Raw genomic sequence first — 24,591 nt, 5'->3', positions numbered from 1 at the left:
GGGGACATCACCCGGGAGATACGGATCAGGCCGGGCGGCCCGGCCGACGCGCAGGCCATTCTGGACATGCTCGACGCGGCGGTGGTCTGGATGAACGGCCGCGGCAACACCGAGCAGTGGGGCACCACCCCGTACTCGCGGACGTCGGGCGGGGCGGAGCGGGTTCATCGGTACACGACCGAGTGCGCCCCCTACATCGCGGAGTCGGACGGAACACCCGTCGGAGCCATGGTGCTCGACTCCGGGCCCAGCCCGCAGATGCCGATCGAGCCCGCCGGGGAACCCGAGCGGTACGTCCGGCTGCTGGTGTCCGACCGGCGCTGCGCCGGCCGGGGCATCGGGGCGGCGCTGCTGGCCCACGCCGAAGAGGAGACCCGGCGGGCCGGTGTCGCGTTGCTGCGGGTCGACTGCTGGGCGGGCGGCGGAGGCGAACTGGTCGCGTTCTACGAGCGCCAGGGATTCACCCCCACCGACCCCTTCCTGTCCGGGACCTGGCCGGGCCAGGTACTGGCCCGGCGGATCGGCCCACCGCGCGGACCGGGCGATCAGCCGAGGTAGTCGGCGACCAGCGCGGCGAACTCCTCCGGTGCCGCGAGTCTGATCCCCAGAGTCTCGGCCTTGGCGCGCTTGGATCCCGCGCCCTCCCCGGCGACGACCAGGGTGGTCTTCTTCGACACGCTGGAGGAGGAACGCCCGCCGGCCCGCTCGATGAGCTCGTTCATCTGGTTGCGGCTGAGGGGTTCCAGGGCCCCGGTCATCGCACCGGTGACCACCACCGTCATCCCGGCCAGCGGACCGCCCGCGGCTTCGTCGCCCTCGGAGCCGGCATCGCCCTCGACGGCCGGAGCGGGCGGAGTGGCGCCGGGCTCGGTCATGTTGACCCCGGCGGCGACGAGCTTGTCGATGAGCGGGGCCAGTTCGGCCAGCTCGGCGACGATCGAGGGGGCCTTCTCCGTGCCGATGCCCTCCACCCGCTGCATCGTCTCCGCATCCGCCGCGCGCACCAGGTCCATGGTGGCGAAGTACCGGGCGATGCGCCGGGACATGGAACGGCCTGTGCCGCGCACACCCAGCGCGCACAGCACCCGCGACAGCGGCCGGCCCTTGGCCGCCTCGATCGCCGCGAGCAGGTTGTCGGTACTGGTCTCGCCCATCCGCTCCAGACCGAGGAGCTGATCGCGGGTGAGGCCGAACAGATCGGCGAGATCGGCGGCCAGACCGGCCTCGACGAGCTGGACGACCCGTGTGTGGCCGAGGCCCTCGATGTCGAGCTGGTCGCGGCCGGCCGCGTACGACAGCGCGGCGACCAGATGACAGTTGCGGCCCTGCTCACAGCGCCAGCGCTGCTCGCTCGTGTCGATGGCGGACCCGCAGTTCGGGCACGCCTCGGGGAAGACGATGGGCTGTTCCTCGCCGGTGCGCAGATGCGCCACGGGCGCCTCGACGCGCGGGATGACGTCTCCGGCCCGGTGGACCATCACATGGTCGCCCAGCCGCAGATCCCGACGCGTGATGTCCGCCGGGTTGTGAAGGGTGGCGTACGTGATGGTCGAACCGTCGATCTCGACCGGCTCCAGCACCGCGCGCGGGGCGATGATGCCCGTACGGCCCACGTTCCACTCCACCGCCAGCAGCCGGGTGATCTTCTCGACGGCCGGGAGCTTGTAGGCGATCGCCCAGCGCGGCGCGCGGGTCCCGGACCCCGCGGCCCGCTGGTCGGCGGCCAGGTCGGCCTTGACGACGATCCCGTCGATCCCGAACGGCAGCTCGGCGCGCAGCGCCCCGATCTCCTGGACGCGGGCGAGCACCTCCTCGGCGGTCGCGGCGGTGATGCCGGGAACGGCGGTGCCCGCCGTGGTGTTCACACCCAACTCGGCGGCGCGTGCCATGAGTTCGCTGTGCGCGAGCTCGCCCAGCCGGGCGGCCGTATCGGCATCGGTGCCGGACACCGGCAGAAGGCCGTAGCCGTAGAAGGTCATCGGGACGGTGTAGGCACGCTCCTTGGCGCGCAGGGTGCCCGCCGCGGCGTTGCGCGGGTTCGCGAACGGCTGCCCGCCGTGCGCGGTGCGCACCTCGTTGGCGTGCTCGAACTGGGCCGTCGTCATGAGGACTTCGCCGCGCACCTCCAGGGTGAGAGGTTCGGCGAGTTCACCGGGGAGTCCCTCGATCGTCCCGATCGCGTGCGAGACGTCCTCACCGGCCGTCCCGTCCCCGCGCGTGACCAGTCGCGTGAGCCGGCCCTGGCTGTAGCGCGCGGCGATGGCCAGACCGTCGAGCTTCGGCTCGACGCTGAAGTGCTCCACCTCGTGACCGATCCGCCGGGCCACCGACACCGTCCAGGCGGTGAACTCCTCGGGCGAGAACACATTGTCCAGGCTCAGCATCGCCACCGTGTGCGGGACGTCTCCCTCGACGGCGCCGCCCGCGACCTTCCCGGTCGGTGAGTCGGGCAGCACCTGATCGGGATGTTCGGCCTCCCACGCGGCGATGCCGCGCACGAGCCGGTCGTACGCGTCGTCGTCCAGAACGGAGGTGCCGCCCTCGTAATAGGCGGCCGACGCCTTCAACGCGTCCTCGACCGCCTGCGCGTAGGCGACGGCATCCACGATCACTGCGACTGGTGTTGTCATACCCGTCATCCTGCCTGCCACCACTGACAATGCCCTCCGGCCGACCCGCCCGCCCCGGCAGGATCCCGCTGGCACATGTGAGACGTGGCGCTTTGGTGCCAGCCGCCGGGCGTTCCCCGGGCCGTCGCCGCCCGGTAGGACCTAGCCCATGGTTTCCCACATACAGCGCCGCCCACGAGGCAGACGGGCCCTCGCGGCAGCGGCGGCCGTCGCCGCCGTTCTCACCTCAGTCACCGGCCAGGCGGGTGCCGCGAACGGCGCGCCCACGGCTCCCTCCGCCCCCTCCCGCACAGGCGCCGACCACACCGTCACGCTGATCACCGGAGACGTGGTCAAGGTGATGGACCTCGGCGGAGGCAAGCACTCCGTCGACGTACGACGGCCGCGCGGTGCCACCGGCGGCGTACGCACCGAGACGGTCGGCAAGGACCTCTACGTCTACCCGGACGAGGCGTTGCCCTATCTCGCCGCGAACCGGCTCGACCGGCGCCTCTTCGACATCACCGCCCTCATCGAGCAGGGCTACGACGACCAGCACAGCGCCGGACTCCCGCTGATCCTCGGCTACCGCGGCAAGGTGGCCGCGACACTCACAGGCACCACCCGGGTGCGGTCGCTGAAGAGCGTCAACGGCACCTCTGTCCGGGCGTCCAAGAAGCAGGCCAGGAAGCTGTGGAGAGCGGTCGCCACCGACGCCCCCGCGCAGCGCCCCTCGTTGAAGGGCGGCCTCTCCAAGATCTGGCTGGACGGCCGGGTCAAGGCCACCCTGAAGGACAGCACCGCGCAGATCGGCGCGCCGGCCGCCTGGAAGGCCGGTCTCGACGGCAAGGGCGTCAAGGTCGCCGTGCTCGACACCGGCGCCGACAGCCACCACCCCGACCTGGCCGGCCGGATCAGCAGCGCGGTCAGCTTCGTACCCGGTGAATCCGCCGAGGACGGGCACGGGCACGGAACCCACACCGCGTCCACCGTGGGCGGCAGCGGAGCCGCCTCGGACGGAGCCGAGAAGGGGGTGGCGCCCGGCGCCGATCTGCTGATCGGCAAGGTTCTCGCCAATGAGGGCTACGGAGACGACTCCTGGGTCATCGCCGGCATGGAATGGGCCGTGGACCAGGGCGCCAAGGTGGTGAGCATGAGCCTCGGCGGCTCCGAGCCCACGGACGGCACCGACCCGATGAGCGAGGCCCTGGACCGGCTCAGCGAGAAGAGCGGCGCCCTGTTCGTCGTCGCCGCGGGCAACACCGGCACGGAAGCGTCCATGAGCGCCCCGGGAGCCGCCGACGACGCGCTGACCGTGGCCGCGGTGGACTCCGACGACCAGCTCGCGTACTTCTCCAGCACGGGCCCGCGCTACGGCGACTACGCCCTCAAGCCGGACATCGCCGCACCCGGCGTGGACATCCTCGCCGCGAAGGCCGGGGGCAGCGCCGAGACCGGCTGGTACCAGACGATGAGCGGCACCTCGATGGCCACGCCGCACGTCGCCGGCGCGGCCGCGATCCTCGCCGAGGAACACCCGGACTGGACCGCGCCCCAGCTCAAGGACGCCCTCATGAGCACGGCGAAGGAGCTCCCCGGCCTGAGCGCCTATCAGGTCGGCGCGGGCCGGGCCGATGTGGCGGCCTCCGTCGCCGCCACCGTGACCGCCACCGGCTCGGCGTACTTCGGCTTCGACGCCTGGCCGCACAGCGGTCCGGAGACCGTCGACCGCACGCTCACCTACCGCAACACCGGTGACACCGCCGTCACTTTGAAGCTCGCCGTCACCGCGGCCGTGGCCGGCGGACCCTACGACGTCGACCCGGGAGCGGACGCCGGAAGCCCGGCGCCCGAGGGGATGTTCTCCCTCTCCGCCGACTCCGTGACCGTCCCCGCGCACGACACCGCCTCCGTCACCGCCACCGCGCGGCCGAACCTCGGCGCGAACGGCCGCCGTTACCTCGGGCAGGTGTCCGCGAGCGACGCGTCGGGCGCGGTGCGGGCCCGTACCCAGGTCGGCCTGTACCGGGAGGAGGAGCGCTACTCGCTCGACGTCACACTCAAGGACCGCTCCGGCGAACCCGCCTCCGGATACGTCCAGTTGCAACGCTTCGGCAGCGACGCCGACCCGCAGATCGTCCCCGTCGGCGAGACCGGCACGGCGACCGTGCGACTCCAGGCCGGCACCTACAGCGCCCTGACCTACCTCGACGTCGCCGGCAGCCACGGCCCCGACTCGCTCGGCATGGCCCTGCTCGGTGATCCGGAGATCGTCCTCGACCACGACCGGAAAGTGGACCTGGACGGCAGCAAGACCCGCGAGGTCACGGCGGTGGTGCCGCGCAGGGCCGAGGACCGGATGCTCTACATGAACTGGTACCGCTCGGACGGCGGCGTCAGCACCGTGGACTCCGAGTACCTGCTGCCGCCCACGTACGACAGCATGTTCGTACTGCCCACCCGGAAGGTCACCCAGGGCACCTTCGAGTACGAGACACGCTGGCGCAAGGCGTACCCGCTGCTCTCCCTCAGCAGCGACGGCAAGGCCCTCACCCCCCTCGGCCAGGCCGGATCCGCCTTCTACGACGGCCAAAAGCGGATGGACGTGGTGTACGCGGGATCCGGTAGCCCGGCCGACTACGCGGGGCTGCGCGTCAAGGGCAAGGCGGTGCTGGTGACCCGGTCCGACGCGGTCACCGGGACGCAGCGCGCGCAGGCGGCGGCCGACGCCGGGGCCGGACTCCTGCTTGTCGTGAACGACCAGCCCGGCAAGCTCCTCGAATGGGTCGGTACCGACGAGGGCGGCTACAGCGCCGTTCCGGTCGCCTCGCTGACCGCGCGTGAGGGCGCCCCGCTCATCAAGCAGGCCCAGCACGGAACCCCGCGCCTGAACGTCGAGGGCACGCCCAACTCGCCGTACGTGTACGACCTCGTCGACCCGCACCCCGGCCGGATCCCCGACACGGGTCTGACCTATCGGCCGAAGGCCTCCGAACTGGCCGTCGTGGACATGCGCTTCCACGGCACCACCAAGTACCCGAGCGGCGAATACCGTTGGGACTACCGGCCCTACCGCACTTACGCCGTCGGATTCCCGCTGCGCACGGACATGCCCGCGACGCGCACGGACTACCTGTCGGCGCAGCCGGGCACCTCGTGGGCCGAGGACTCGATCACGGGGCCGAACCTGGCCCTGGAATCACGCGGCGGAATGATCACCTACAAGGCCGGGAAGCGGGTCACCAGCGACTGGTTCGCCCCGATCGCGCATCCGCGCAACGGCAGCGGCTTCTGGTGGTCGGAGCGGCAGGCGGGCTTCGTGTCCTTCAACGTCCAGCCCTGGACGGACAGCGGTTCCGACCACGGCGGTTACATGGAGGACGGCAACGACAGCCTGGACTTCAAGGTGTACCAGGACGGGGAACTGGTGAAGACCTCGGCCTGGGCGTCGGCGACCGTGTATCCCGTACCGGACGTTCCGAGCACCTACACGCTGGATCTGCGTGCCGAACGCGACGCGGGCGCCTACCGGTTGTCGCCGCGCACGCACACTGTGTGGAAGGTGCGATCGGCGCCGGTGACCGATCCCATGAAGATCGACCGGATGGCGCTGATGCAACTGGACTACGGCGTCACCACCGACCTCGCGGGCGACGCGCGCGGCGGCCGGCAGACCCTCGGCCTGACCGGGTCGCACCTGCCGGACGCGGCCGGAGCGGGACGGGTCGCGGGCGCGACCCTCGCCGTCTCCTACGACGACGGCCGCCACTGGCTTCCGGTCCGCCTCGACCGTACGGCCGCCGGCCACTGGACCGCCCGATTCGACGCCCCGCACGACGGATTCGTCTCACTCAAGGCCCGCACTTGGGACGATGCGGGCAACAGCGTCATTCAGGAGGTGACACGGGCCTACGGCTTGAAGTAGACCTTGGCGGAACCGTGAGATCCGGCTGGCCCCGGGCGTTCGCAGCCCGGGGCCCGTCGGATTCACCCGCCGACTTCAAGGAGTGGCCCATGCTCGCCGCGCTGGGTCTCGGTCCGGCCGAGGAGGAGATCTACCGCCTTCTGGTGGCCCGGGGACGGGCCGCCGTCCATGAACTGGCCGCCGACGGTGGTCGCCACGAGTCCGAGGTGCGTGAAGTCCTCACCGAGCTGGCCGACCGAGGTCTCGTCGTGCGCCAGGCGAGCGAGGACACGGCCACCATGTTTCTCGCGGCACCACCGGCGGTGGCGCTGGGCGGGGAACTGCGAAGGCGCCGCGACGAGTTGAGCGCGGCGGAGCACGCGGTGCTCGATCTCGCGGAGCAGCACCGCACGGGTGCCGAGGGCGGCGCGGTGGAAGTGATCAGCGACATCGACGCGGTACGGCACCGGTTCAGACAGCTCCAGGAGTCCGCCCGGCAACAGGTGCGGGCGATGATGGTGCCCGAACAAACCGTTGTGTCCCGCAGCGACAACGCCGCTGAGGGGGCCGGAGTCCGGCGTGGCGTGCTCTACCGGACCATCCTGCACCGGGAGACGCTGACCGAGCCGGGAACGGTCGCCCAGGCCCTCGCGGCGCTGGAAGCCGGACAGCAGGTCAGGGTCGCCGACGCCGTGCCGGTCAAAATCATGATCGCGGACCACGAACTGGCGATGCTTCCCCTGTTCAGCGGCCGCAACACCGCGGCCGCCTCGGTGCTGGTGCACGCCGGAGGACTGCTCGACGCGCTGGTCGCCTATTTCGAACTGGCCTGGGAACAGGCGTATCCACTCTCGCCCCACACGACGGGCGACGGCCTCGCCGAGCAACGCCCCGACGCCATAGACGAGTTCGACTCCCGGATGCTCGCCCTGGTCCTCGCGGGACTCACCGACCAGGCGGTCGGCGCGCGCCTCGGCGTATCCCGCCGCACGGTGCAGCGGCGCATCGGTGAACTCATGGCGCGGGCAGGGGCGGAGAGCCGCATCCAGCTCGGCTGGCACGCCGCGCGCAAGGGCTGGGCCTGACGGGCCGCCCGGGGGTCGATCCGGGCGTCAGTGTCCCCGGACGGCGGGCGAAGGGCGCGCGGAGCGGGTGATGACGATGTCCGGTTCGCGTGGACCGGACAGGCCCGTGTCGAGGTCGGCCTGCCGCAGTTCGGCCAGCAACTCGGTCTGGCCGGAGAGCAGTTCGGTGAGGATGCGGCGGGCGGCGCGCAGGAGTTCGGCGACATCGCCGCCGGCCAGCGCGTAACTGACGGTGGAGCCCTCGCGGATGGACACCACGATGCCCGAGCGGCGCAGTACCGCCAGTTGCTGCGAGAGGTTGGAGGGCTCGATCTCGATCTCGCTGAGCAGGTCGCGCACCGAGACGGGGCCGCTCTGCAGCAGTTCCAGAACCCGGATGCGTACCGGGTGTCCGAGCATGCGGAAGAACTCGGCCTTGGCCTGGTAGAGGGGGACCTGCCTGGTCAAATCGTTCGCTCCCTGCCGCCTGGGACGGGCTGTTTCTCCGGCTGGTGCGGTGGCTGTCTGCGCGCCCCCGCGAGCGGTGCCGTGAGCCGATCCTCTCGGCTCCACCTCCGCACACCCACGGGATTGACTTGATCTGGATGTACCCAATTGAAGAAGTCTTCAAGTCGTGGGCATGCGGAGGCGCGGAGAGGGTGGCTGTCTATACCTCTAGTTCGGCCTCGATGCGGGCCAGCTGATGACGGGCCATGGCCAGGTTGGAGGTCGCCTTGTTGAGCACCAGGTACAGGAACAGCCCGTTGCCGTCACGGCTCTTGAGCGGCCGGAGGAGGTGGTACTGGTCCGCGAGCGTGATCAGTACGTCTTCGATCTTGCTCTTGAGGCCGAGGTGCTCCATGGTGCGCACCTTGGCCCGGATCACGTCGGTGTTGCCCGCCGCCGCGACAGACAGGTTGAGCTCCTTGCTGCCCCCCAGCGTGCCCAGTGCCATGCCGCTCGTGTAGTCGACGAGGGCGACGCCCATCGCGCCCTCGATGGACGTCATGGTCTCCTTGAGGGAGATCTCCACATTTGCCATACCGATGTCTCCTCCTGGTCACTGCGCGGGCGGAGGAGTTCCCGCCCGGTCAGTGACCAGGACCCTACGTACCGTCCGTGGCGGGCAGCCGAGTTGTTTCGGGACTGGCGGAAGGAGCGTCGAAATGCACGTCGCACAGGCTTTATTGATCACTGTTGTGCGGTCGATGACCATGGATCACGGGCCTGGCGGAACGTCCGGTGGTGTCCGGTCGGCGGACGGGGCTCAGCCGGCGGCCGAGGCCCGTGACGCCGCCGTGCGCGTCGCGAAGTCCGCGAACCAGACGAGCATCTCGGGGTGGGTGATGGATCCCTCGCTGCTGACCTCGGAGCTGCGGGCGCCCTGGAGGATGCGCTTGACCGGGACTTCGAGCTTCTTGCCGGTGAGGGTGCGGGGCACGGCGGGGACCGGCACGATCGCGTCGGGCACATGGCGCGGGGACAGCCGGCTCCTGATGGCCGCGGCGATCCGCCGGCGCAGACCGTCGTCGAGCGCGGTGCCCTCGGCGGGCACGACGAACAGCGGCATGAAGTAGTCGCCGTCGGGCTGTTCCACACCGATGACGAGACTGTCGGCGATCTCCGGGAGCTGGTCGACGACGGCGTAGATGTCGGCGGAGCCCATGCGGACGCCCGAGCGGTTCAGGGTGGAGTCGGAGCGGCCCGCGACGACCACGGACAGGTCGGTGTCGATCGTGACCCAGTCGCCGTGCCGCCAGACTCCCGGGTAGGTGTCGAAGTAACTGGCCCGGTAGCGGGCGCCGTCGGGGTCGCCCACGAAGCGGAGCGGCATGGACGGCAGTGGCGCGGTCACCACCAACTCGCCCTGCTCGCCGGTCAGAGGGTGTCCCTGAGCGTCCCAGGAGGCCATGGCGACCCCCAGCGCGGGGGCCTGGATACGGCCCACGCGGACGGGCAGCAGCGGGGTGCTTCCCGCGAGGACCGAGCAGACGTCCGTACCGCCGCAGATGGACTGGAGCCGCACATCGGGTGTCAGCCGGTCGTGGACCCAGCGCCAGGTGCTGGGCGGCAGCGTGGACCCGGTCTGCAGGACGGTCCGCAGGCTTTCCAGGCCGAACATGTCCGCGGGCCGCGAGTCCGCCTTCTCCCCGGCGGTGAGATACGCGGCGCCCAGGCCGACCACGGTCGCGCCGGTCCACTCGGCGATCCGCCAGGCGCCGTCGATGTCGGGAAAGGTCGGACTGCCGTCGTACAGGATGACGGTGCTGCCGTGCAGGAGCCCGCCGACCAGGAAGTTCCACACCATCCAGCTCGTGGAGGTGATGAAGAGATAGCGGTCGTCCGCGCGCAGATCGACGCCCAGGCCCAGGGCCTTGAGCAGTTCGACCACGATGCCGCCGTGCCCCTGCACGATCCCCTTGGGTATCCCCGTGGTCCCCGACGACCACAGGATCCACAACGGGTGGTCGAAGGGCACGTCGGCGAACTCCAGCTCCTCGTCCGCCGCCGGCAGCGTCGACCAGGCGTGCTGTACGACGTCGGGCCGCCCCGACCACGGCTCGGCCGGGGGCGGGAAGAGGCTGTCGACGGCGAGGACGTGGCGGACGGTGGGCAGGCCGTCCGCGAGCTCGGCGACCTCCGCGCGCTTGTCGTAGGCCTTGCCGCCGTAGCGGTATCCGTCCGCGGCCACGAGGACCGTCGGCTGGGCCTGGCGGAGCCGCGCGAGCACGCTGGGCGTGCCGAAGTCCGGGGAACAGGCCGTCCATACGGCGCCGACGGCCGCCGAGGCCAGCAGCGCCACGACGGTCTGGCGGAGGTTGGGGAGGTATCCGGCCACACAGTCGCCGGGCTCCACGCCCATGCCGCGCAGGGCCGCCGCGACATCGGTGACCTGCCGGCGCAGATCGTGCCAGGAGATGTCCTCGGGAGTGCCTCCCTCGGTCAGGCAGACGAGCGCGGGGCGGGCGTCCGTGGCCTGGGCGAAGCAGCGTTCGGCGAAGTTCAGCCGAGCACCGGGAAACCAGTCGGCTCCCGGCATCGACGCCTCGCCGAGCACCTTGTCGTAGTCGGTGACCGCGTCCAGCCCGTAGAACTCCCATACCGCCGACCAGAATCCAGCGAGGTCGGTGGAGCTCCACCGCCACAGCTCGGCGTAGTCGGAGAAGTGGAGTCCCCGTACTTCGCTGACCCAGTCCATGAAGCACGCGACGTTGGAGTCCTCCAACTCGCGGCGACCGGGGGACCACAGCAGGTCGGTGTCGGTGTTCATCGTTTGCCTTCCTGGGCTGGACGCGGCGTTCAGCCGGTTTCTTCTATTTCGCGGAGCAGTTCCTCCGCGCGCGGCCAAGGACCGTGGCCGGACGCGGGGTTGAGATGGCCGACCTCGCCGAGGTCCACCAGAGCGCTGCCCCAGTCGCGGGCCAGTTCCGTGACCCGCTCGACCGTGCCGAGGGGGTCGTCGGAGCTGAACGCGACGATGCTGGGGAAGGGCAGCGGCGTCCGCGGCACCGGTGTCCAGCCGTTCTCCGCGAGCACCTCGGGCCTCGGATAGCCGTCGGGCAACGGGGTCTCGAAGTCCGGCGGTGTCGCGAGAAGCGCTCCGCGCACCTGTGCCGTGCTCCCTTGGGCCCAGTGGACCGTGGTGATCACGCCGGCGCTGTGCGCGACGAGGACGACGGGGCCCTCGATCTCCGAGACCACCTTGTCGAGCGCCGCCACGCGGGCCTCGCGGCTCAGGGCGTCCTCGGTGAGCGGCGGGACCGTGCGGACGGTGCGCCCGGCCTCGGCCAGCCGGTCCGCCAGCAGGGTCTGCCAGTGGTCCGGGACGTGATCGCGCAGTCCGGGGACGATCACGATCACCGGTTCGGCGGTGGCGCTCACGCGGTCACCACCGCGTCCTCCGGCTCCGCCGCCGGGACCGGTCCGCCCGTCAGACGGCGCAGATCACGCTCGTAGAAGTGGCGGCCGATCAGGAAGGCGACGGTGGCGGCGACCGCGGTGAGCGGGATGACCCGCAGGGCGCCGAGCAGTCCCATGTGGTCGGCGAGCGCACCGGTCACGGCGGGCCCGGGAGCCAGCCCGAGCAGGCTGTTGGCGAGGGTCAGGGTGGCGAAGGCCGTCGCGGAGATGGACGCGGGGGTCAGGTTGGCCACCATGGCGGTCGCGGGACCGGCCGTGCCGGCCGACAGCAGGGCTCCGGCCGCCAGCACGGCAAGCTGGAGGGGGCCGGTCGGCAGCCGGAACGCTGTCATGAGCAGGACGAGGGAGCCGAGGCTGCACGCGATGGCAACGGCCCATTTGCGGATGGGGAAAGCTCGGCAGAGGCGGTCGGAGACGATGCCGCCGCCGATCATGCCGATGCCGATGACGAGGATGAAGATCCCGGCGGTGGCGCCCGCCTTCGCGGTGGGCATGTGGTAGTAGCGGTTGAAGAAGCTGGGCAGCCAGGCCATGAGGGAGGCGGCGATGAAGAGCTGGAGACCGCTGCCGACGTACGCGCTGATCACCGAGACGGAGGAGAACAGCCGGGGCAGCAGCACGCGCAGCCGGCCGCGTGGTCCGGGGTCGGGCTCGGCGTCGGTGGCCCCCGCTCCGGGGGTCAGCTTCTTCTCGGTGACGACGAGGCCGTAGACCGCGGCCAGGACCAGGCCGAAGATGCCCATGACGCCGAACGCCCAGCGCCAGCCGAGGTGTTGGGCGACCGCGCCGCCGATCGACACACCGAGGACCGAACCGAAGGCGCCGCCCGCTATGAAGGCGCCGGAGAGGGTGGCGCGCAGGCCGATCGGGAAGATGCTCAGGACGACGGCGATGCCGACGCTTCCGTACGCCGCCTCGCCGATGCCGACGAAGAGCCGGCCGACGAACATCTGGTCGTAGCTCGCGGAGACCGCGCAGCCGAGGGTCGCCGCGCTCCACAACGCCGCCGCGAGCAGCAGGCTCTTCACCCGGCCCCAGCGGTCGGCCATCAGCGACATGGGGAAGGTGAGCAGACCGACCATGAGAGCGACGACGCTGCTGAGCGAACCGAGCTTGGCGTCGGTGAGCAGCCACTCGCTCTTGAGCATGGGGAAGACGGCGTTGAGGACCTGCCGGGACATGTAGTCGGACAGCAGCAGCCCGAAACTGAGGGCGAAGACCACCCAGGCATAACGGCGGGTCACGGGCCATCCGGACGAGGCGGTCGTGTCCGTCTCGGGGATGGGTGCAGCAGTGGTGTGCAACTCCATTGTCATCACCTCACGCGCTGTTGGAGGAAGGGGGTTAGAACGGTCTGTCGCCGACGATTCCGGCGCGCTCCATCCGGCGGACGGCGGGCCAGTAGTCCTGTACGGCGTAGTGCTGGGTGGAGCGGTTGTCCCAGATGGCGACACTGTTCGGGGTCCAGCGCCAGCGCACCTGGTACTCCGGGATCGCGGCCTGACCGATCAGGTAGTTGAGCAGGAGGCTCGCGCCGGGGGCGAAGTCCTGCCCGAACCGGATGTTCTCGGGCGTGTGGTAGTTGACGAAGTGCGTGGTGAACGCGTTGACGAAGAGGATCTCCTCGCCGGTCTCCGGGTGGACGCGGACCACCGGGTGCTCCGCGTCCGGGAACCGCGCCTTGAGGGCGTGTCGCTTCTCCTGCGGCATGGCGGCGCCGAACGTGGCCTCGATGCTGTGCCGGGCCCGCAGGCCACGGATCGTCGTCCGGATGTTCTCCGGCAGTCGGCGGTAGGCCTCGGCCATGTTGACCCAGATCGTGTCCCCGCCGACGGGGGGACCCTCGATACACCGCAGTACGGCGCCCATGGGCGGGTTCTCGCGCCAAGTGGCGTCGGTGTGCAGGGCGTTCTCGTAGTGCTCCGCCGGGCTGTCCAGGTCCTTGTAGATCCGCACCAGGCCGGGGTTCTCGGGGTCGCTGCCAGCCACCGGGTGGTCCTCGAGCGCGCCGAAGCGCTCGGCGAAGGCCACGTGTTCGGCGCGCGTGATGTCCTGGTCGCGCAGGAACAGCACCTTGTACTGGAGCAGCAGGGCCCTGATCTCTTCGAACAGATCCTCGTCGCGTGAGGCGTCGCCGAGGTTCACTCCGGACAGTTCCGCGCCGATGGTACAGGTCAGCGGTTCGACCTTGATCGAGCCACGGGTATGGGCGAGGACCGGTGCGCCCTCGGGGGGAGCGAGCGTGTGATCCATGGTGCTTCCTCCTGGAGAGAGTGGAGTTGAACCGCGCGGAGTGGTGGGGATCAGAGGACGAAGACGGACGATCCGGTGGTCTGCCCGGCCTCCAGGTCGCGGTGCGCCTGGGCGGCGTGCTGGAGGGCGTACCGCTGGTTGACCTCGATGGTGATGCGGCCAGAGGTGACGTGGTCGAAGAGCTCGCCAGCGAGGTCCGCCCGTTCCGCGGGGTCCGCGATGTAGTCGGCGAGAGCGGGCCGGGTGACGAACAGGGAGCCCTGGACGGCGAGTTGCATGGCGTCGATGGGCGGGACGGGGCCGGAGGCGGTGCCGAAGCAGACGAGCAGGCCGCGGCGGCGCAGTGAGGCGAGCGAGGAGGCGTACGTCGTCTTGCCGACGCTGTCGAAGGCCACCGGCACCCCGGCGCCGTCGGTGAGTTCGCGTACCCGCTCGGCCACGTTCTCGGACCGGTAGTGGATGACGTGGTCGCAGCCGTGCGCTCGGGCCAGTTCGGCCTTCTCCTCGGTAGAGACGGTGCCGATGACGTTCAGACCGAGCAGCTTGGCCCACTGGCAGACGATGAGGCCGACGCCGCCCGCCGCCGCGGTCAGCAGGATCGTGTCACCCGCCTTGAGGGGGTGGATCCTGCGGAGCAGGTACGCGGAGGTCAGACCGCGCATGGTCATCGCCGCGGCGGTCTCGAAGGCGATGCCGTCCGGCAGCTTGATCAGCGAGTCGACGGGCATGACCCGCTCGGTGCTGTAGGCGCCGAGCGGACTTCCGGTGTACGTGACCCGGTCGCCCTCGGTGAACTGCGTGACGCCCGCGCCCACCGCCTCGATCACGCCCGCCGCCTCGACGCCCAGCCCGGCGGGCAGCGGCGCGGGGTAGAGCCCGGTGCGGAAGTAGGTGTCGGCGAAGTTGAGTCCTACGGCGTGGTGGCGGATCCGGACCTCGCCGGGGCCGGGGTCGCCGACGACGACCTCCTCCCAGCGCAGGACCTCGGGACCGCCGGTCTCCTTGAATCGAATGGCGTGGGCCACGAGAGCGCTCCGTGTTTCGTGTCGGGTGGAAGGGGAGGGGAAGGGCCGCCGGGGCCGGGGGGCCTGGCTCCGGCGGCCGCGTGGCGTGATGAGCAGAGCGGCGCCACGGTGGTTCCGGCCGCGACCGGCCGATCGCGCGGTGGCCGACGGTCGGTCGGGCCGGTGGTACGGGGACGCGCGCGACGGTCGGTCGGGCCGGCCCGGCACCCGGCCGAGCCGACCTGAGCCACGACCACCCCGGCGCACGCGCCCCCGCCATGGCCTGGGGCCAGGACGGTGGTCCTTGCCACGCTCGGGCGGTGTGGACCGTGGCCCCTGCCGTGGCTGGGCGGGCGAGGAGGATGATCCTTGCCGTGGCAGCCGTGGCAGCCGTGGCAGCCGTGGCAGCCGTGGCAGCCGTGGCAGCCGGGAGGCCGGGACCGTGGTCCTTGCCCCGGCCGGTCGGGCCACGGTGGTGGACCGTGCGGCCGTCGTACCGTCCGTCCGGACGGTCTGCGCCCGCCGGACGGACCGGCGCGGTGGTCCGCCGTCGGATCAGGCGTCGCGCAGCATGAAGCCGCGTCGGCCGGGACGGCGGTTGGGCACCATGCCGAGCTGGGCCAGCGTCTCGTCGGCGTCGGCGTAGGTCTCGCCGAGCTTGTAGATCTTCCTGGCCTCCGCGCCGGTCGCGATGTCACGGCCGAGCGCCTCGGAGATCTGCACCATCTGCTCGACCTGCTCGACGCTGGACATGCGCTCGCCCTTGCGCCGCCACAGGTTGTCCTCGTTGCCCACCCGGACATGCACGCCGAGCGCGATGCCGATCGCGTTCATGGGCGCCACGGCGCGCATGGAGCTCTCGATGGTGAGGACGGCGCCGTCGGGGGCGCGACGCACGAACTCGATGAGGTCGGCCGGGTGACGGCCCGCGAAACCGCCGCCGATCGCCACGTAGTTGAGGATCAGCGGACCGGTGTGGATGCCGGCCCGGATGAGCCGCTCGACGGTCTCGAGCTGGGCCAGCGTGGCCAGCTGGAAGTGCGGCTGGATACCGCTCGCGGCCAGTCGCTTGAGGTGCTCCAGGTAGAAGTCCGGACCGGCCTCCAGGTACATGTCCCGGTACGCCTTGTAATAGTCCGGCTTGGCGATCGAGGTGCCTTCCAGATCGTCGTCGGTCATGATCTCGACGATGTTCATCTGGCTGGTGTTGATCGCGATGGTGACCTGGTCCGGCTTCGGGTCCAGGTCGGCGAGCATGTGGCGGCTGTCGAAGTCGAGCCACTTGGCGTCCGCGCCCTCGCCCTCCGGGGCGAACGAGATGGACCCACCGATCTGGAGGACCATGTCCGGCACGGCCTCGCGCAGGCGGCCGATCAGCTCGTTGAACATGGAGAGCCGCTTGGAGCCCTTGCCGTCGAGCTCACGTACGTGGATGTGGAGCACGGTGGCGCCGGCGTTGTAGCAGTCGACGGCCGCCTGCACGTGCTCGTCCATCGTCAGCGGAAGGTCGTCGGCGTCTCCGGGAAGCCATTCGGGCCCGTAGGGAGCGGCCTGGATGACGAGCTTTTCCTGGTTCTCGGGGAACAGTGAGTCGTCGTGGAAGTGCACGGTCCGTCTCCTTCGTCGGATCGGTGATCACTCGCCGGGAACATCGCCGCGCACTGCGCGGGCCTGGGATGTCCGGCGGGGATCGATGCGGGTCACCGGGTGACAGCGGGCGCGAGGTGGCCCGCTGCGATCGGCCGTTCCGGAGGGAGTGCCGGGGGAGTGGCACGGCTCCCTCCGGCGGCCGACCGCGTCTTCTGTGCGGTGGTGCAAAGGTAGGGCCGAGGCCACGGGTGTGCTTGCTGTCAGGGGACAGATGATTTGTCATTTGGGGACATCGACGCTGTGACCCGTCGCGAGGGACGGCGGACGGCCCGGACGTCCGTCCCACCCGTCACGCCAGTTCCCTAAGGGGAGTTGGGGTGCGGGAAGGGAGAGTCGCTACGGAGCGTTGCTTCCCCGCCACGCTCTCGGGCTGCACCCGAACTGCTCACGGAACCAGCGTGAGAACCCGCTCAGGGACGAGAAGCCCAGCAGGTCGGAGATCTCCGTCAGGGAGCGCCGCGGGTTCGCGACGAACTGCTCCGCGAGATGGCGGCGGGTGACGTTGAGGAGCGAGGAGAACGTCTCGCCCGACGCGGCCAGGTGCCGGTGGACGGTGCGCCGGTCGACGCCGAGACTGCGCGCGACCTGCTCGATCGAGCAGCGCCCGGTCGGCAGCAGGACCTCGATCAGTTCGCGCACCCGGTCCGCGGCGGTGGTGTCCTTGGGGACGGCGATCGCGTCGAAGTACTGGCGGGCGTACTCGCGCATCAATGGGTCGGCCATGGCGTTGGGTGCGTCGAGGTCGTCGGCGTAGAAGACGATGCCGTCGAGTTCGCGGTCGAACTCCACGATGGGCCCGAACGCGCGCCGGTGCGCCGTGGTGTCCGTCGGCGCGGAATGCCGGAACCACACGGAGAGCGGCTGCCAGCGGGTGTGCAGGAAGTCGTTGAGGATGCGGTGGAAGGCGGCGACGGCCAGCTCCGTGGCCTGCCGGGACTCCATCACCTCACCGAGCCGCAGATCCACCTTCAGTGTGGCCAGCCCGTCGCCCTCGGACAGCCGGGCGTGCAGCACCTCGTTGTACATGTACTGATGACGGATCAGCAGTTCCAGCGCGCTGCGTACGTCGGGTTCCTCGCGGACGACCAGACTGATGGGGCCGAGATTGGAGAAGCGCCGGAACTCGGCCAGCAGCACCCCGAAGTCCTCGTGGCCGGACTCGGCCGCCGACAGTTCCAGCACCTGGACGGCGGCCGTGCCGGAGATCCACCGGTCCTGGACGGTGAGGGCCGCGGTGTCCAGACCCACCCGCTTCAGCAGCGCCTGGGGATCGACGCCGAGGGAGCGGCACAGCTCGACATAGCCGCTCAGGGCCGCGGTGCGGACCAGAGGTCTCATGGCACACTCCAGAGATGTCCCGAAAAGCCTAGTCTCCTGTCCCGTCACGACAAGCGCGGCGGTGGTCGAGGAACCTAGCATGACGCCACTCACCGGCCGGCCCGCCCAGGGGGACCACTCGCGGGCAGGTGAACACGCGACGGATCGGAGGCGAACATGACAGGTACGACGGACGCGGACCAGGCACCGCCCACACCCACGCCCGGTTCGGGCCCCTCGGTGTGGCGGAGCCGGGACCTCACCCATCCCGAGGAATGGCGGCTGGACCTGTCGGCGCCCCGGCTCGCCGAGATCGACGCCGCCCTGCACGAGGCACGCAGGCGGGGTCGCACCCTGCTGAGGCTGACGGCCACCGATTTCCCGCTTCCCACCCTCGCCGCAGACCTGGGGCGCCTCGCCGGGGTGCTCGAACACGGACGGGGGTTCGCGGTCGTCCGGGGCGTCCCCGTCGAGCGGCTGGGCGAGAGTGCCGCGAGCACCGTCTTCTGGGGCCTCGGCCGGCACCTGGGGCACCCCGTCCCGCAGAACGCCGACGGACTCGTCCTAGGCCACGTCCGGGACACCGGACAGAGCCTGAGCGATCCCGCCGTACGCGGCTATCAGACCCGCGAGGCCCTGCCCTTCCACACCGGCGGCGCCGATCTCCTCGCCCTGCTGCCGCTGCGGACGCCCCGCACGGGCGGACGACTGTCCCTGGTCAGCTCGGCCGCGGTGCACAACGCCGTACTCGACCGGCGCCCCGACCTCGCCGGGCGCCTCTACCGTACGTACCACTTCGACCGCCGCGACGATCACGCTCCCGGCGAGCCGCCCTGCACGACCGCCCCGCTGGTCTCCCGCGCCGACGACCCCTCCGGCGCACTGAGCATGCGGTACAACCGGCGCTCCATCGAATCCGCCCAGCGCTTTCCCGAGGTGCCCCGCCTGGAGCCGGCGGACCGGGAACTCTTCGATCTCATCGACTCCGTGGCCGGCTCCCCGGAGTACCGGCTCGACCTCGACCTCCGGGTCGGGGACCTGCTTCTGCTCAACACACACCGGGTGATGCACGCCCGCTCGGCGTTCGAGGATCACCGATCGCCGGAACACAGACGCCATGTGCTGCGCCTGTGGCTCGCCTTCCCGCAAGGGCCCGGTAGCCAGGACGCACGCCAGTGGGTCACGCTTCGCGATGTGATCCGACCTCGCGGCACCTGCGCGCACGGCGCGACGAATTCAAGGAGATACCCGGCATGACCACCCTCGTCACCCTCCTGGCCGCCACGGTCGCGGCCCACGGCGAGCGTGTCGCCGTCCGTCACGACGACAGCACGCTCACGTACGCCGAACTCGACGACGCCAGCGCACGGGTGGCCGCGCTGTTGCGGGACCGCGGCCTCCGGCCCGGCGACCGTGTCGCGCTGACCATGCCCAACGTCCCGCTGTTCCCGGTCCTCTATTACGGCATCCTGCGGGCCGGCGGTGTCGTCGTCCCGCTGAATCCGCTGCTCAAGGCCCGCGAAGTGGCCTTCGCCCTGCGCGACTGCGGGGCGCGTATCGCGCTGGTCTTCCCGCTGTTCGCCGACGAGGTGACGAAGGCCGCCGCCGAAACCGGTGCGGAGTGTCTGGTGACCGAGCCCGAGGCGTTCGGCGCGCTGCTGCGCGGCCACGAACCGATGCGGGACACCCCGGACCGGACGGACGACGACGCCGCGCTGATCCTCTACACCTCGGGCACCACCGGAACGCCCAAGGGCGCCGAGCTGTCCCACCGGAACCTGGCCAGCAACACCCTCACCACGGCCGAGACGCTCCTCCAGGTCGGACCGGAGGACGTCCTCTTCGGCGGCCTGCCGCTCTTCCACGCCTTCGGCCAGACCTGCGGGCTCAACACCGCCGTCGCCGCCGGCGCCACACTGACCCTGCTGCCCCGGTTCGACCCGCAGTGCGCTCTGGAGATCATCGCCCGGGACGGGGTCACCGTGTTCCTGGGCGTTCCGACCATGTACGCGGCCCTGCTGCACGCCGAACTCCCGGACGGCTTCGACACCGGCCGGCTGCGCCTGGCCGTCTCGGGCGGGTCGGCACTCCCGGTCGAGGTACTGCACGGTTTCGAGGGGCGCTTCGGTGCCGCCGTGCTGGAGGGGTACGGACTGTCCGAGACCTCGCCGGTCGCCGCCTTCAACCACCCCGACCGCCCGCGCAAGCCGGGGTCGATCGGGCTGCCCATCCGCGGGGTCGAGATGCGGCTCGTCGCCGAGGGCGGCGGTGAGGTCGAGCCCGGCGGGATCGGCGAGATCGCCATCCGCGGCGAGAACGTCATGACCGGCTACTGGAACCGCCCGGACGCCACGGCGGACGCGATCCGCGAGGGCTGGTTCCACAGCGGCGATCTGGCCCGGGTCGACGAGGACGGTTTCTACTTCATCGTCGACCGCAAGAAGGACATGATCATCCGCGGCGGGTACAACGTCTACCCGCGGGAGATCGAGGAGGTGCTGTACGAGCACCCCGCCGTCGCCGAGGCCGCCGTCGTGGGCGTACCGCACCCACTGCACGGTGAGGAGGTCGCGGCGGTGGTGACGCTCCGGCCCGGTGCCGAGGCCACGGCCGAGGAGATCCGCGCCCACGCCAAGGAGCGGGTCGCCGCGTACAAGTACCCCCGCATCGTCACGATCGCGGCCGAACTGCCCAAGGGCCCCACGGGCAAGATCCTCAAGCGCGAGATCGTGGTCAGCGCCACCTGACCGGGAGTCCGTGGTCAGCGCCACCTGACCGGGAGTCCGTGGTCTGCCCCATCTGACCGGGAGTCCGTGGTCTGCGCCACCTGAACGGGAGGCCATGGTCGGCGACACTCGACCGGGTGACGGCGGTGGCGGTTTCCGTGCGGCTGCGGCCGCGCGGAAACCGGACCGGTCGCCCTGCCGTCGTCAGCGCTCCCTCGGTCGCGGCCCCGCGAGGATCAGGCTCTCGACACCCTCGTACACGCCTCGTTCCCGGTCCCCCGCGCGTCGGCCGGACAGCAGGCTGCCGAGCCAGCCGAAGGCGAAGCCCAGCGGGATGGACACCAGCCCCGTGGTCGTGAACGGGAACCAGTTGAAGTCGGCGGCGGGAAAGGCGGACGTCGGCGAGCCGGACACCAGTCTGGTGCCCGGCATCAGGATCAGGACGGCGAGGGTGCCGCCGATGAGCGTGCACATCAGGCCGGTGCGCGTGTACCGGCGCCAGAAGAGGCTGTAGACCAGGGCGGGGGCGATGGCCGAGGCGCCCACGCAGAAGGACAGGGTGGCGAGCGGCTGCAGACTGCGGTGCTGGACGAGGACCGCGAGGGCGATCACGGGCGCGCCGACCACCAGCGCCGAGCCGCGGGCGAAGGCCGTCTCGCGCTGCGGCGACATGGCGGTCTCGCGGCCCGCGAAGACGTCGTGGGCCAGCGAGTTGGCGCACGCGAGGGTCATCCCGGCGACCGACGCGAGCAGCGTCAGGAAGATCGCCGTGGTGACCGTGGTGAACACGAGGGTCTCCGCCCGGGACATCACCGGGCCGAACGCGGCCAGGGAACCCAGCAGATAGGCCGTGTGCCCGTGCGGGTCGGCGGTGGTGACACCGGCCCGGCCGATCATCGCCGTCGCCCCGATGGCGACAACACCCGCCACCAGCATGAACAACGCCACCGAGGACACCGCCCAGGACATCGAACGCCGTACCTGGCGGGCGCTGTTGGCGGTGAACATACGCATGGTCACATGCGGCAGACAGGCGCCTCCCAGCACGATGGCGAACTGCGTACTGATCATGTCGAGCCGGGGGTGCGGCCCACCGGCGAACTGGAGCCCGCCGTGCAGGTACGCCGCCGGCGAGCCACTGCGCTGCGCGGCCGCGGTGAACAGGACCCCGGGGTTCCAGCGGAACTTGCTCAGTATCAGCAGCGCGACGACGATTCCGGAGCCGAGGAGCACCACCATCTTCAGAAGCTGGATCAACGCGGTGCCGCGCATCCCGCCGATGGCCGCGTAGATGATCATCAGGGTCCCGACTCCCACGATGCAGCCGGTCTTCATGGAGTTGTCGGAGAAGCCGAGGATGAAGGCCAACAGCTGCCCGGTGCTGGCGAGTTGGACGAGCATCATCGGCACGAGCGCGGCGATCGTGACGCCGCACGCGGTGATGCGTACGGCCCGTCCGGGCATCCTGCGCGCCAGCACGTCGCCCATCGTGAACTTGCCCGTGTTCCGCAGGGGTTCGGCCAGCAGGAACATCAGCACCAGCAGCGAGAGCAGCGTGCTGAGAGCCAGCACGACACCGTCGAAACCGCACAGGGCGATCACGCCCCCGATGGTCAGCACGGTCGCGGCGGAGATGTAGTCCCCGGCGATGGCGAGTCCGTTGCGCAGCGGCGACAGGGAGCGGTAGCCGGTGTAGAACTCGGCGAGGTCGTCGCTGTCGGGGCCGGTCAGCACGCACAGCAGCAGGGTCACCGTGACGGCGACGGAGAAGGCGACGAGGGACCAGGACTGCGTGGAGCCGCCGAAGTCGCTCATCGCTCCCGCTCCTGCTCACCGCTCGCCCAGGGAGTGCTCCGGTTCACCCGGCTTGCGAGGGGGTCGACGAACCGGCGGGCGGTGCGTTCGTAGACGAGCACGGCGAGCCAGGTGGCGGGGATCTGGGAGAGGGCGAGCACCAGGCCGGTCGACAGGCCTCCCGTGACGGGACGGTCCATGAAACCGGGGGCGCCGGCGGAGAGACCGAGGAAGAGGGTGAAGCAGCCGAGCACGGCGAACGTGGTCACGCGCCGTTGCCGCCGGTAGGCGCGGCGCAGGATGCGCAGATCGCGGTGCTGCCCGGTCCAGGTGCGGGGTGATGCCCCGCCGCGTAACGGTTCCCCGGCGGGGTCCGGGACACGGCGGCCGGGGGAGTCGTGCTGTCCGTGCGGCGGACGCGGGGGACGCGGGGCGGAGTTGTCGTACGACATGCCGGTCTCCTGGTGGGGATGCGGGCCCGGCGTACATGGACCGCGGGACGGTGGGGACGGCTCGGGTCCTCGCACGCTATTCGGCCCTTCGGCCTGTGCGAAGGGCTTTCCTTCAAGTGCCTGGTCGGAACGTGTTCACGCCGCTGACCTCGTCCGTTGTCGATGTAACCGCTGTTGCGCCCCGTGTTTCGAGTGAGGGGAGTGGCACGGGTGTTCGGGCGTCCGGTGCGCGCGGACGGGTCGCCCGCGGCGTCGAGCGGCGGGGCGCGGAGGGCGTCCTGGTCGGTGGAGGCGGCGGTCCGGCAGGCGTTTCGGGGGCGTTTCGGCGTGGTGCCCGCGGCTCGGGTCCCGCGGGGGATCGGCGCTCATTCCGGTGCGGGCTCAGGAGGTGTCGCTCAGTTCGTTCAGCGGTGTCCCGTGCGCCCAGCGTCGCAGGCACGAACCGTCGATCAGCCGAACGCCGCCCTGGCGCCGCGCCCACTGGACGTCACGCCGCGTGAACGCCCCGCGGTGCACCACGAGTCGGAGCGGGGGGCCGGGACCGCCCGGACGTCCCGCGCGCGAGGGTGTGTCCTCGTCGGGCAGCGGCTCGGCGACGGGCCGGAACGCGACCTCCAGCCGCCGCCCGCGACCGTCCCGCGCACGGACCCGGACGCGGTCCTCGGCTCTCCGCTGGGGGAACACGCGCCAGCCGTCCCGGCGCAGCATCCGGGACACGGCCAGGGCCAGTCCCGCCGTGTCCAGCTCGGCCAGTTCCTCGGGCGTGTAGAAGCCGAGGCGCCGACGGGCCCGCGGACGGTGCCGCCGCACCGCGGCCGGGGCGGCGACGGCCACGACGGCCAGCGCGCCGAGGGGTACGCCGATGCCGGCCACCCGGTAGCCGACGGCGAGGCCGGCGACGACCGCGCACAGGGTGACGACGACCCCGGCGAGGGCCGGCAGCACTTCACGGAGCAAGGGCCCGTACTGCCCTTCGGCGCGCAGCCGGCGGACGGCTCGCTGCCGCTGCGCGCGTCCTGACAAGCGTTTCCCTGGTGTCCGCCCCCTCGGTGTCACTCGGGCCAGCTCCCCCCAACCCTCGCGCGCTTCGGCGTGTGCGGGAAGGGGCTACCCCTCGCGGGCGGGCCGGTCCCCTGGAGTACGGGATCCGGCCACGAATCCGGCTGAACTCTTTCGCGGCCCCGCGACGCATGGGGCACGATCGGTTCCGGTGGCTCGGGAGTCCTGCGCGGCGGACCTCACGGTGGGCCCGGCGGGGGCGTCGTACGACCGCCGCGACCGCGGTGGCGCCTACGCGTCCTTGGCCTCGGCCGCCTCATGAAACGCGACGACCGCCTCACCGTTGGACCTCGCCCAGTCGGTGAGCCTCCTGATGGGCTCCTCAAGGGTGCGCCCGAGCTCGGTCAGGCTGTATTCCACGCGGGGTGGCGCTTCGGCGTACGCGCGCCGCTCGACGAGCCCGTTGTCCTGGAGTCGGCGCAGCGTCTGCGTCAGGACTTTGCGCGAGACGCCGCCGATGAGCTCGACCAGCTCGCCGTGCCGAATCGGACCGTCACTCAGCGCGAAGAGCGTGACCACGGCCCACTTGCCGGCAATGATTTCGATGGCCAGGCGGGCCGGGCAGTCGGCGAGGAACACGGTTCCCGGACGGAGGCTCATGAGCCGAAGGGTACCTTTAGGTACCTATCGGCTGCCTAACGTCGACTGCATGCACCGCACCACTCCGAAGGCCGCCGACGTCGTGCTCGGCCTCTTCTCGCTCACCGACACGGTCCCGGATGCCACCGGCTCGCGACGAGTCCGCGACACCGTGGACATCGGCGTCCTCGCAGACCAGGCGGGGCTCGACGTGGGCGGGGGGCCCCCCCCCCCCCCCCCCCCCCCCCCCCCCCCCCCC

The 24,591-nt window shown here is 71.1% G+C and carries 19 protein-coding genes; 5 read left to right on the top strand and 14 right to left on the bottom strand.

Translation table 11 applies throughout. The annotated features are described in order from the left end of the window. Positions 1-66: 66 nt before the first annotated feature. A complete protein-coding gene (locus tag ACIQRL_RS24935; RefSeq protein ID WP_401335528.1) occupies positions 67-558 on the top strand; it encodes a GNAT family N-acetyltransferase in 492 nt (163 codons plus the stop codon). Here the strand turns inward: ACIQRL_RS24935 and ligA are convergent. Then, entirely contained in the window at positions 546-2,630 is a 2,085-nt protein-coding gene (ligA, locus tag ACIQRL_RS24930; protein ID WP_401335195.1) for an NAD-dependent DNA ligase LigA, read from the bottom strand. The genes ACIQRL_RS24935 and ligA overlap by 13 nt on opposite strands. A gap of 148 nt (positions 2,631-2,778) precedes the next feature. Here ligA and ACIQRL_RS24925 point away from each other — a divergent pair, with 148 nt between their 5' ends. Both ACIQRL_RS24925 and ACIQRL_RS24920 read left to right on the top strand, forming a co-directional pair. Beyond that, positions 2,779-6,534: a S8 family peptidase gene (locus ACIQRL_RS24925; RefSeq protein WP_401335192.1), complete on the top strand. Its 3,756-nt coding sequence runs from the start codon at positions 2,779-2,781 to the stop codon at positions 6,532-6,534. A gap of 89 nt (positions 6,535-6,623) precedes the next feature. Then, positions 6,624-7,598, top strand: a complete 975-nt coding sequence (locus tag ACIQRL_RS24920) for a helix-turn-helix domain-containing protein (protein WP_401335190.1) — start codon at positions 6,624-6,626, stop codon at positions 7,596-7,598. 27 nt (positions 7,599-7,625) lie between these two features. Here ACIQRL_RS24920 and ACIQRL_RS24915 read toward each other — a convergent pair whose 3' ends face one another. The 9 genes from ACIQRL_RS24915 to ACIQRL_RS24875 all read right to left on the bottom strand — a co-directional run bounded on the left by ACIQRL_RS24915 (position 7,626) and on the right by ACIQRL_RS24875 (position 17,743). Next, complete coding sequence (locus ACIQRL_RS24915; protein ID WP_401335188.1) at positions 7,626-8,045, bottom strand: ArsR/SmtB family transcription factor; 420 nt, start codon at positions 8,043-8,045, stop codon at positions 7,626-7,628. 199 nt (positions 8,046-8,244) lie between these two features. Further along, positions 8,245-8,619, bottom strand: coding sequence for a hypothetical protein (locus tag ACIQRL_RS24910; protein WP_261705830.1), 375 nt, complete (start codon positions 8,617-8,619; stop codon positions 8,245-8,247). A gap of 225 nt (positions 8,620-8,844) precedes the next feature. Beyond that, complete coding sequence (locus ACIQRL_RS24905; protein WP_401335184.1) at positions 8,845-10,848, bottom strand: acetoacetate--CoA ligase; 2,004 nt, start codon at positions 10,846-10,848, stop codon at positions 8,845-8,847. 29 nt (positions 10,849-10,877) lie between these two features. After that, positions 10,878-11,459 carry an RBBP9/YdeN family alpha/beta hydrolase gene (locus ACIQRL_RS24900; protein ID WP_401335181.1) on the bottom strand — a complete coding sequence of 194 codons (582 nt, stop codon included), beginning with the start codon at positions 11,457-11,459 and terminating at the stop codon, positions 10,878-10,880. Then, positions 11,456-12,808 carry an MFS transporter gene (locus tag ACIQRL_RS24895; RefSeq protein WP_401335178.1) on the bottom strand — a complete coding sequence of 451 codons (1,353 nt, stop codon included), beginning with the start codon at positions 12,806-12,808 and terminating at the stop codon, positions 11,456-11,458. The genes ACIQRL_RS24900 and ACIQRL_RS24895 overlap by 4 nt, the downstream gene beginning before the upstream one ends. A gap of 34 nt (positions 12,809-12,842) precedes the next feature. Further along, a complete protein-coding gene (locus ACIQRL_RS24890) occupies positions 12,843-13,751 on the bottom strand; it encodes a TauD/TfdA dioxygenase family protein (protein WP_401335175.1) in 909 nt (302 codons plus the stop codon). Positions 13,752-13,801: 50 nt separating this feature from the next. Then, complete coding sequence (locus tag ACIQRL_RS24885) at positions 13,802-14,776, bottom strand: quinone oxidoreductase family protein (protein WP_401335173.1); 975 nt, start codon at positions 14,774-14,776, stop codon at positions 13,802-13,804. A 534-nt stretch (positions 14,777-15,310) separates the two neighbouring features. Continuing rightward, on the bottom strand, positions 15,311-16,363 hold the full coding sequence (locus ACIQRL_RS24880; protein ID WP_401335171.1) for a 3-keto-5-aminohexanoate cleavage protein: 1,053 nt from the start codon (positions 16,361-16,363) through the stop codon (positions 15,311-15,313). Positions 16,364-16,741: 378 nt separating this feature from the next. Further along, on the bottom strand, positions 16,742-17,743 hold the full coding sequence (locus tag ACIQRL_RS24875) for an AraC family transcriptional regulator (RefSeq protein WP_401335168.1): 1,002 nt from the start codon (positions 17,741-17,743) through the stop codon (positions 16,742-16,744). A gap of 156 nt (positions 17,744-17,899) precedes the next feature. Here ACIQRL_RS24875 and ACIQRL_RS24870 point away from each other — a divergent pair, with 156 nt between their 5' ends. After that, positions 17,900-18,979 (top strand): TauD/TfdA family dioxygenase, encoded by a 1,080-nt coding sequence (locus ACIQRL_RS24870; RefSeq protein ID WP_401335166.1) that lies wholly within the window; start codon positions 17,900-17,902, stop codon positions 18,977-18,979. Then, positions 18,976-20,469: a long-chain fatty acid--CoA ligase gene (locus ACIQRL_RS24865; protein WP_401335163.1), complete on the top strand. Its 1,494-nt coding sequence runs from the start codon at positions 18,976-18,978 to the stop codon at positions 20,467-20,469. Before ACIQRL_RS24870 ends, ACIQRL_RS24865 begins: the two co-directional genes overlap by 4 nt. 183 nt (positions 20,470-20,652) lie before the next feature. Here the strand turns inward: ACIQRL_RS24865 and ACIQRL_RS24860 are convergent, their stop codons facing one another. From ACIQRL_RS24860 to ACIQRL_RS24845, 4 genes are all read right to left on the bottom strand, one after another. After that, positions 20,653-22,263 (bottom strand): cation acetate symporter, encoded by a 1,611-nt coding sequence (locus tag ACIQRL_RS24860; protein WP_401335161.1) that lies wholly within the window; start codon positions 22,261-22,263, stop codon positions 20,653-20,655. Further along, entirely contained in the window at positions 22,260-22,694 is a 435-nt protein-coding gene (locus ACIQRL_RS24855) for a DUF485 domain-containing protein (RefSeq protein WP_401335158.1), read from the bottom strand. The genes ACIQRL_RS24860 and ACIQRL_RS24855 overlap by 4 nt, the downstream gene beginning before the upstream one ends. Positions 22,695-23,075: 381 nt before the next feature. Further along, a complete protein-coding gene (locus ACIQRL_RS24850; protein ID WP_401335155.1) occupies positions 23,076-23,717 on the bottom strand; it encodes a hypothetical protein in 642 nt (213 codons plus the stop codon). Between the two features lie 267 nt (positions 23,718-23,984). Continuing rightward, a complete protein-coding gene (locus ACIQRL_RS24845; RefSeq protein WP_401335153.1) occupies positions 23,985-24,353 on the bottom strand; it encodes a winged helix-turn-helix transcriptional regulator in 369 nt (122 codons plus the stop codon). Positions 24,354-24,591: the final 238 nt, after the last annotated feature.

Origin of the sequence: Streptomyces sp. NPDC091209 (genome assembly GCF_044757755.1) — a bacterium.
In the GTDB taxonomy this organism is placed as follows: Bacteria; Actinomycetota; Actinomycetes; order Streptomycetales; family Streptomycetaceae; genus Streptomyces.
The sequence above is the reverse complement of the archived record's forward strand: the minus strand, read 5'-3'. Positions and strand labels throughout refer to the sequence as shown.

Bases quoted from the DNA above. Each gene is read 5' to 3' on its own strand.
- ACIQRL_RS24935 (WP_401335528.1), top strand. From the start codon at position 67: ATGCTCGACGCGGCGGTGGTCTGGATGAACGGCCGCGGCAACACCGAG.
- ligA (WP_401335195.1), bottom strand. From the start codon at position 2,630: ATGACAACACCAGTCGCAGTGATCGTGGATGCCGTCGCCTACGCGCAG.
- ACIQRL_RS24925 (WP_401335192.1), top strand. From the start codon at position 2,779: ATGGTTTCCCACATACAGCGCCGCCCACGAGGCAGACGGGCCCTCGCG.
- ACIQRL_RS24920 (WP_401335190.1), top strand. From the start codon at position 6,624: ATGCTCGCCGCGCTGGGTCTCGGTCCGGCCGAGGAGGAGATCTACCGC.
- ACIQRL_RS24910 (WP_261705830.1), bottom strand. From the start codon at position 8,619: ATGGCAAATGTGGAGATCTCCCTCAAGGAGACCATGACGTCCATCGAG.
- ACIQRL_RS24905 (WP_401335184.1), bottom strand. From the start codon at position 10,848: ATGAACACCGACACCGACCTGCTGTGGTCCCCCGGTCGCCGCGAGTTG.
- ACIQRL_RS24895 (WP_401335178.1), bottom strand. From the start codon at position 12,808: ATGGAGTTGCACACCACTGCTGCACCCATCCCCGAGACGGACACGACC.
- ACIQRL_RS24890 (WP_401335175.1), bottom strand. From the start codon at position 13,751: ATGGATCACACGCTCGCTCCCCCCGAGGGCGCACCGGTCCTCGCCCAT.
- ACIQRL_RS24875 (WP_401335168.1), bottom strand. From the start codon at position 17,743: ATGAGACCTCTGGTCCGCACCGCGGCCCTGAGCGGCTATGTCGAGCTG.
- ACIQRL_RS24870 (WP_401335166.1), top strand. From the start codon at position 17,900: ATGACAGGTACGACGGACGCGGACCAGGCACCGCCCACACCCACGCCC.
- ACIQRL_RS24865 (WP_401335163.1), top strand. From the start codon at position 18,976: ATGACCACCCTCGTCACCCTCCTGGCCGCCACGGTCGCGGCCCACGGC.
- ACIQRL_RS24860 (WP_401335161.1), bottom strand. From the start codon at position 22,263: ATGAGCGACTTCGGCGGCTCCACGCAGTCCTGGTCCCTCGTCGCCTTC.
- ACIQRL_RS24855 (WP_401335158.1), bottom strand. From the start codon at position 22,694: ATGTCGTACGACAACTCCGCCCCGCGTCCCCCGCGTCCGCCGCACGGA.
- ACIQRL_RS24845 (WP_401335153.1), bottom strand. From the start codon at position 24,353: ATGAGCCTCCGTCCGGGAACCGTGTTCCTCGCCGACTGCCCGGCCCGC.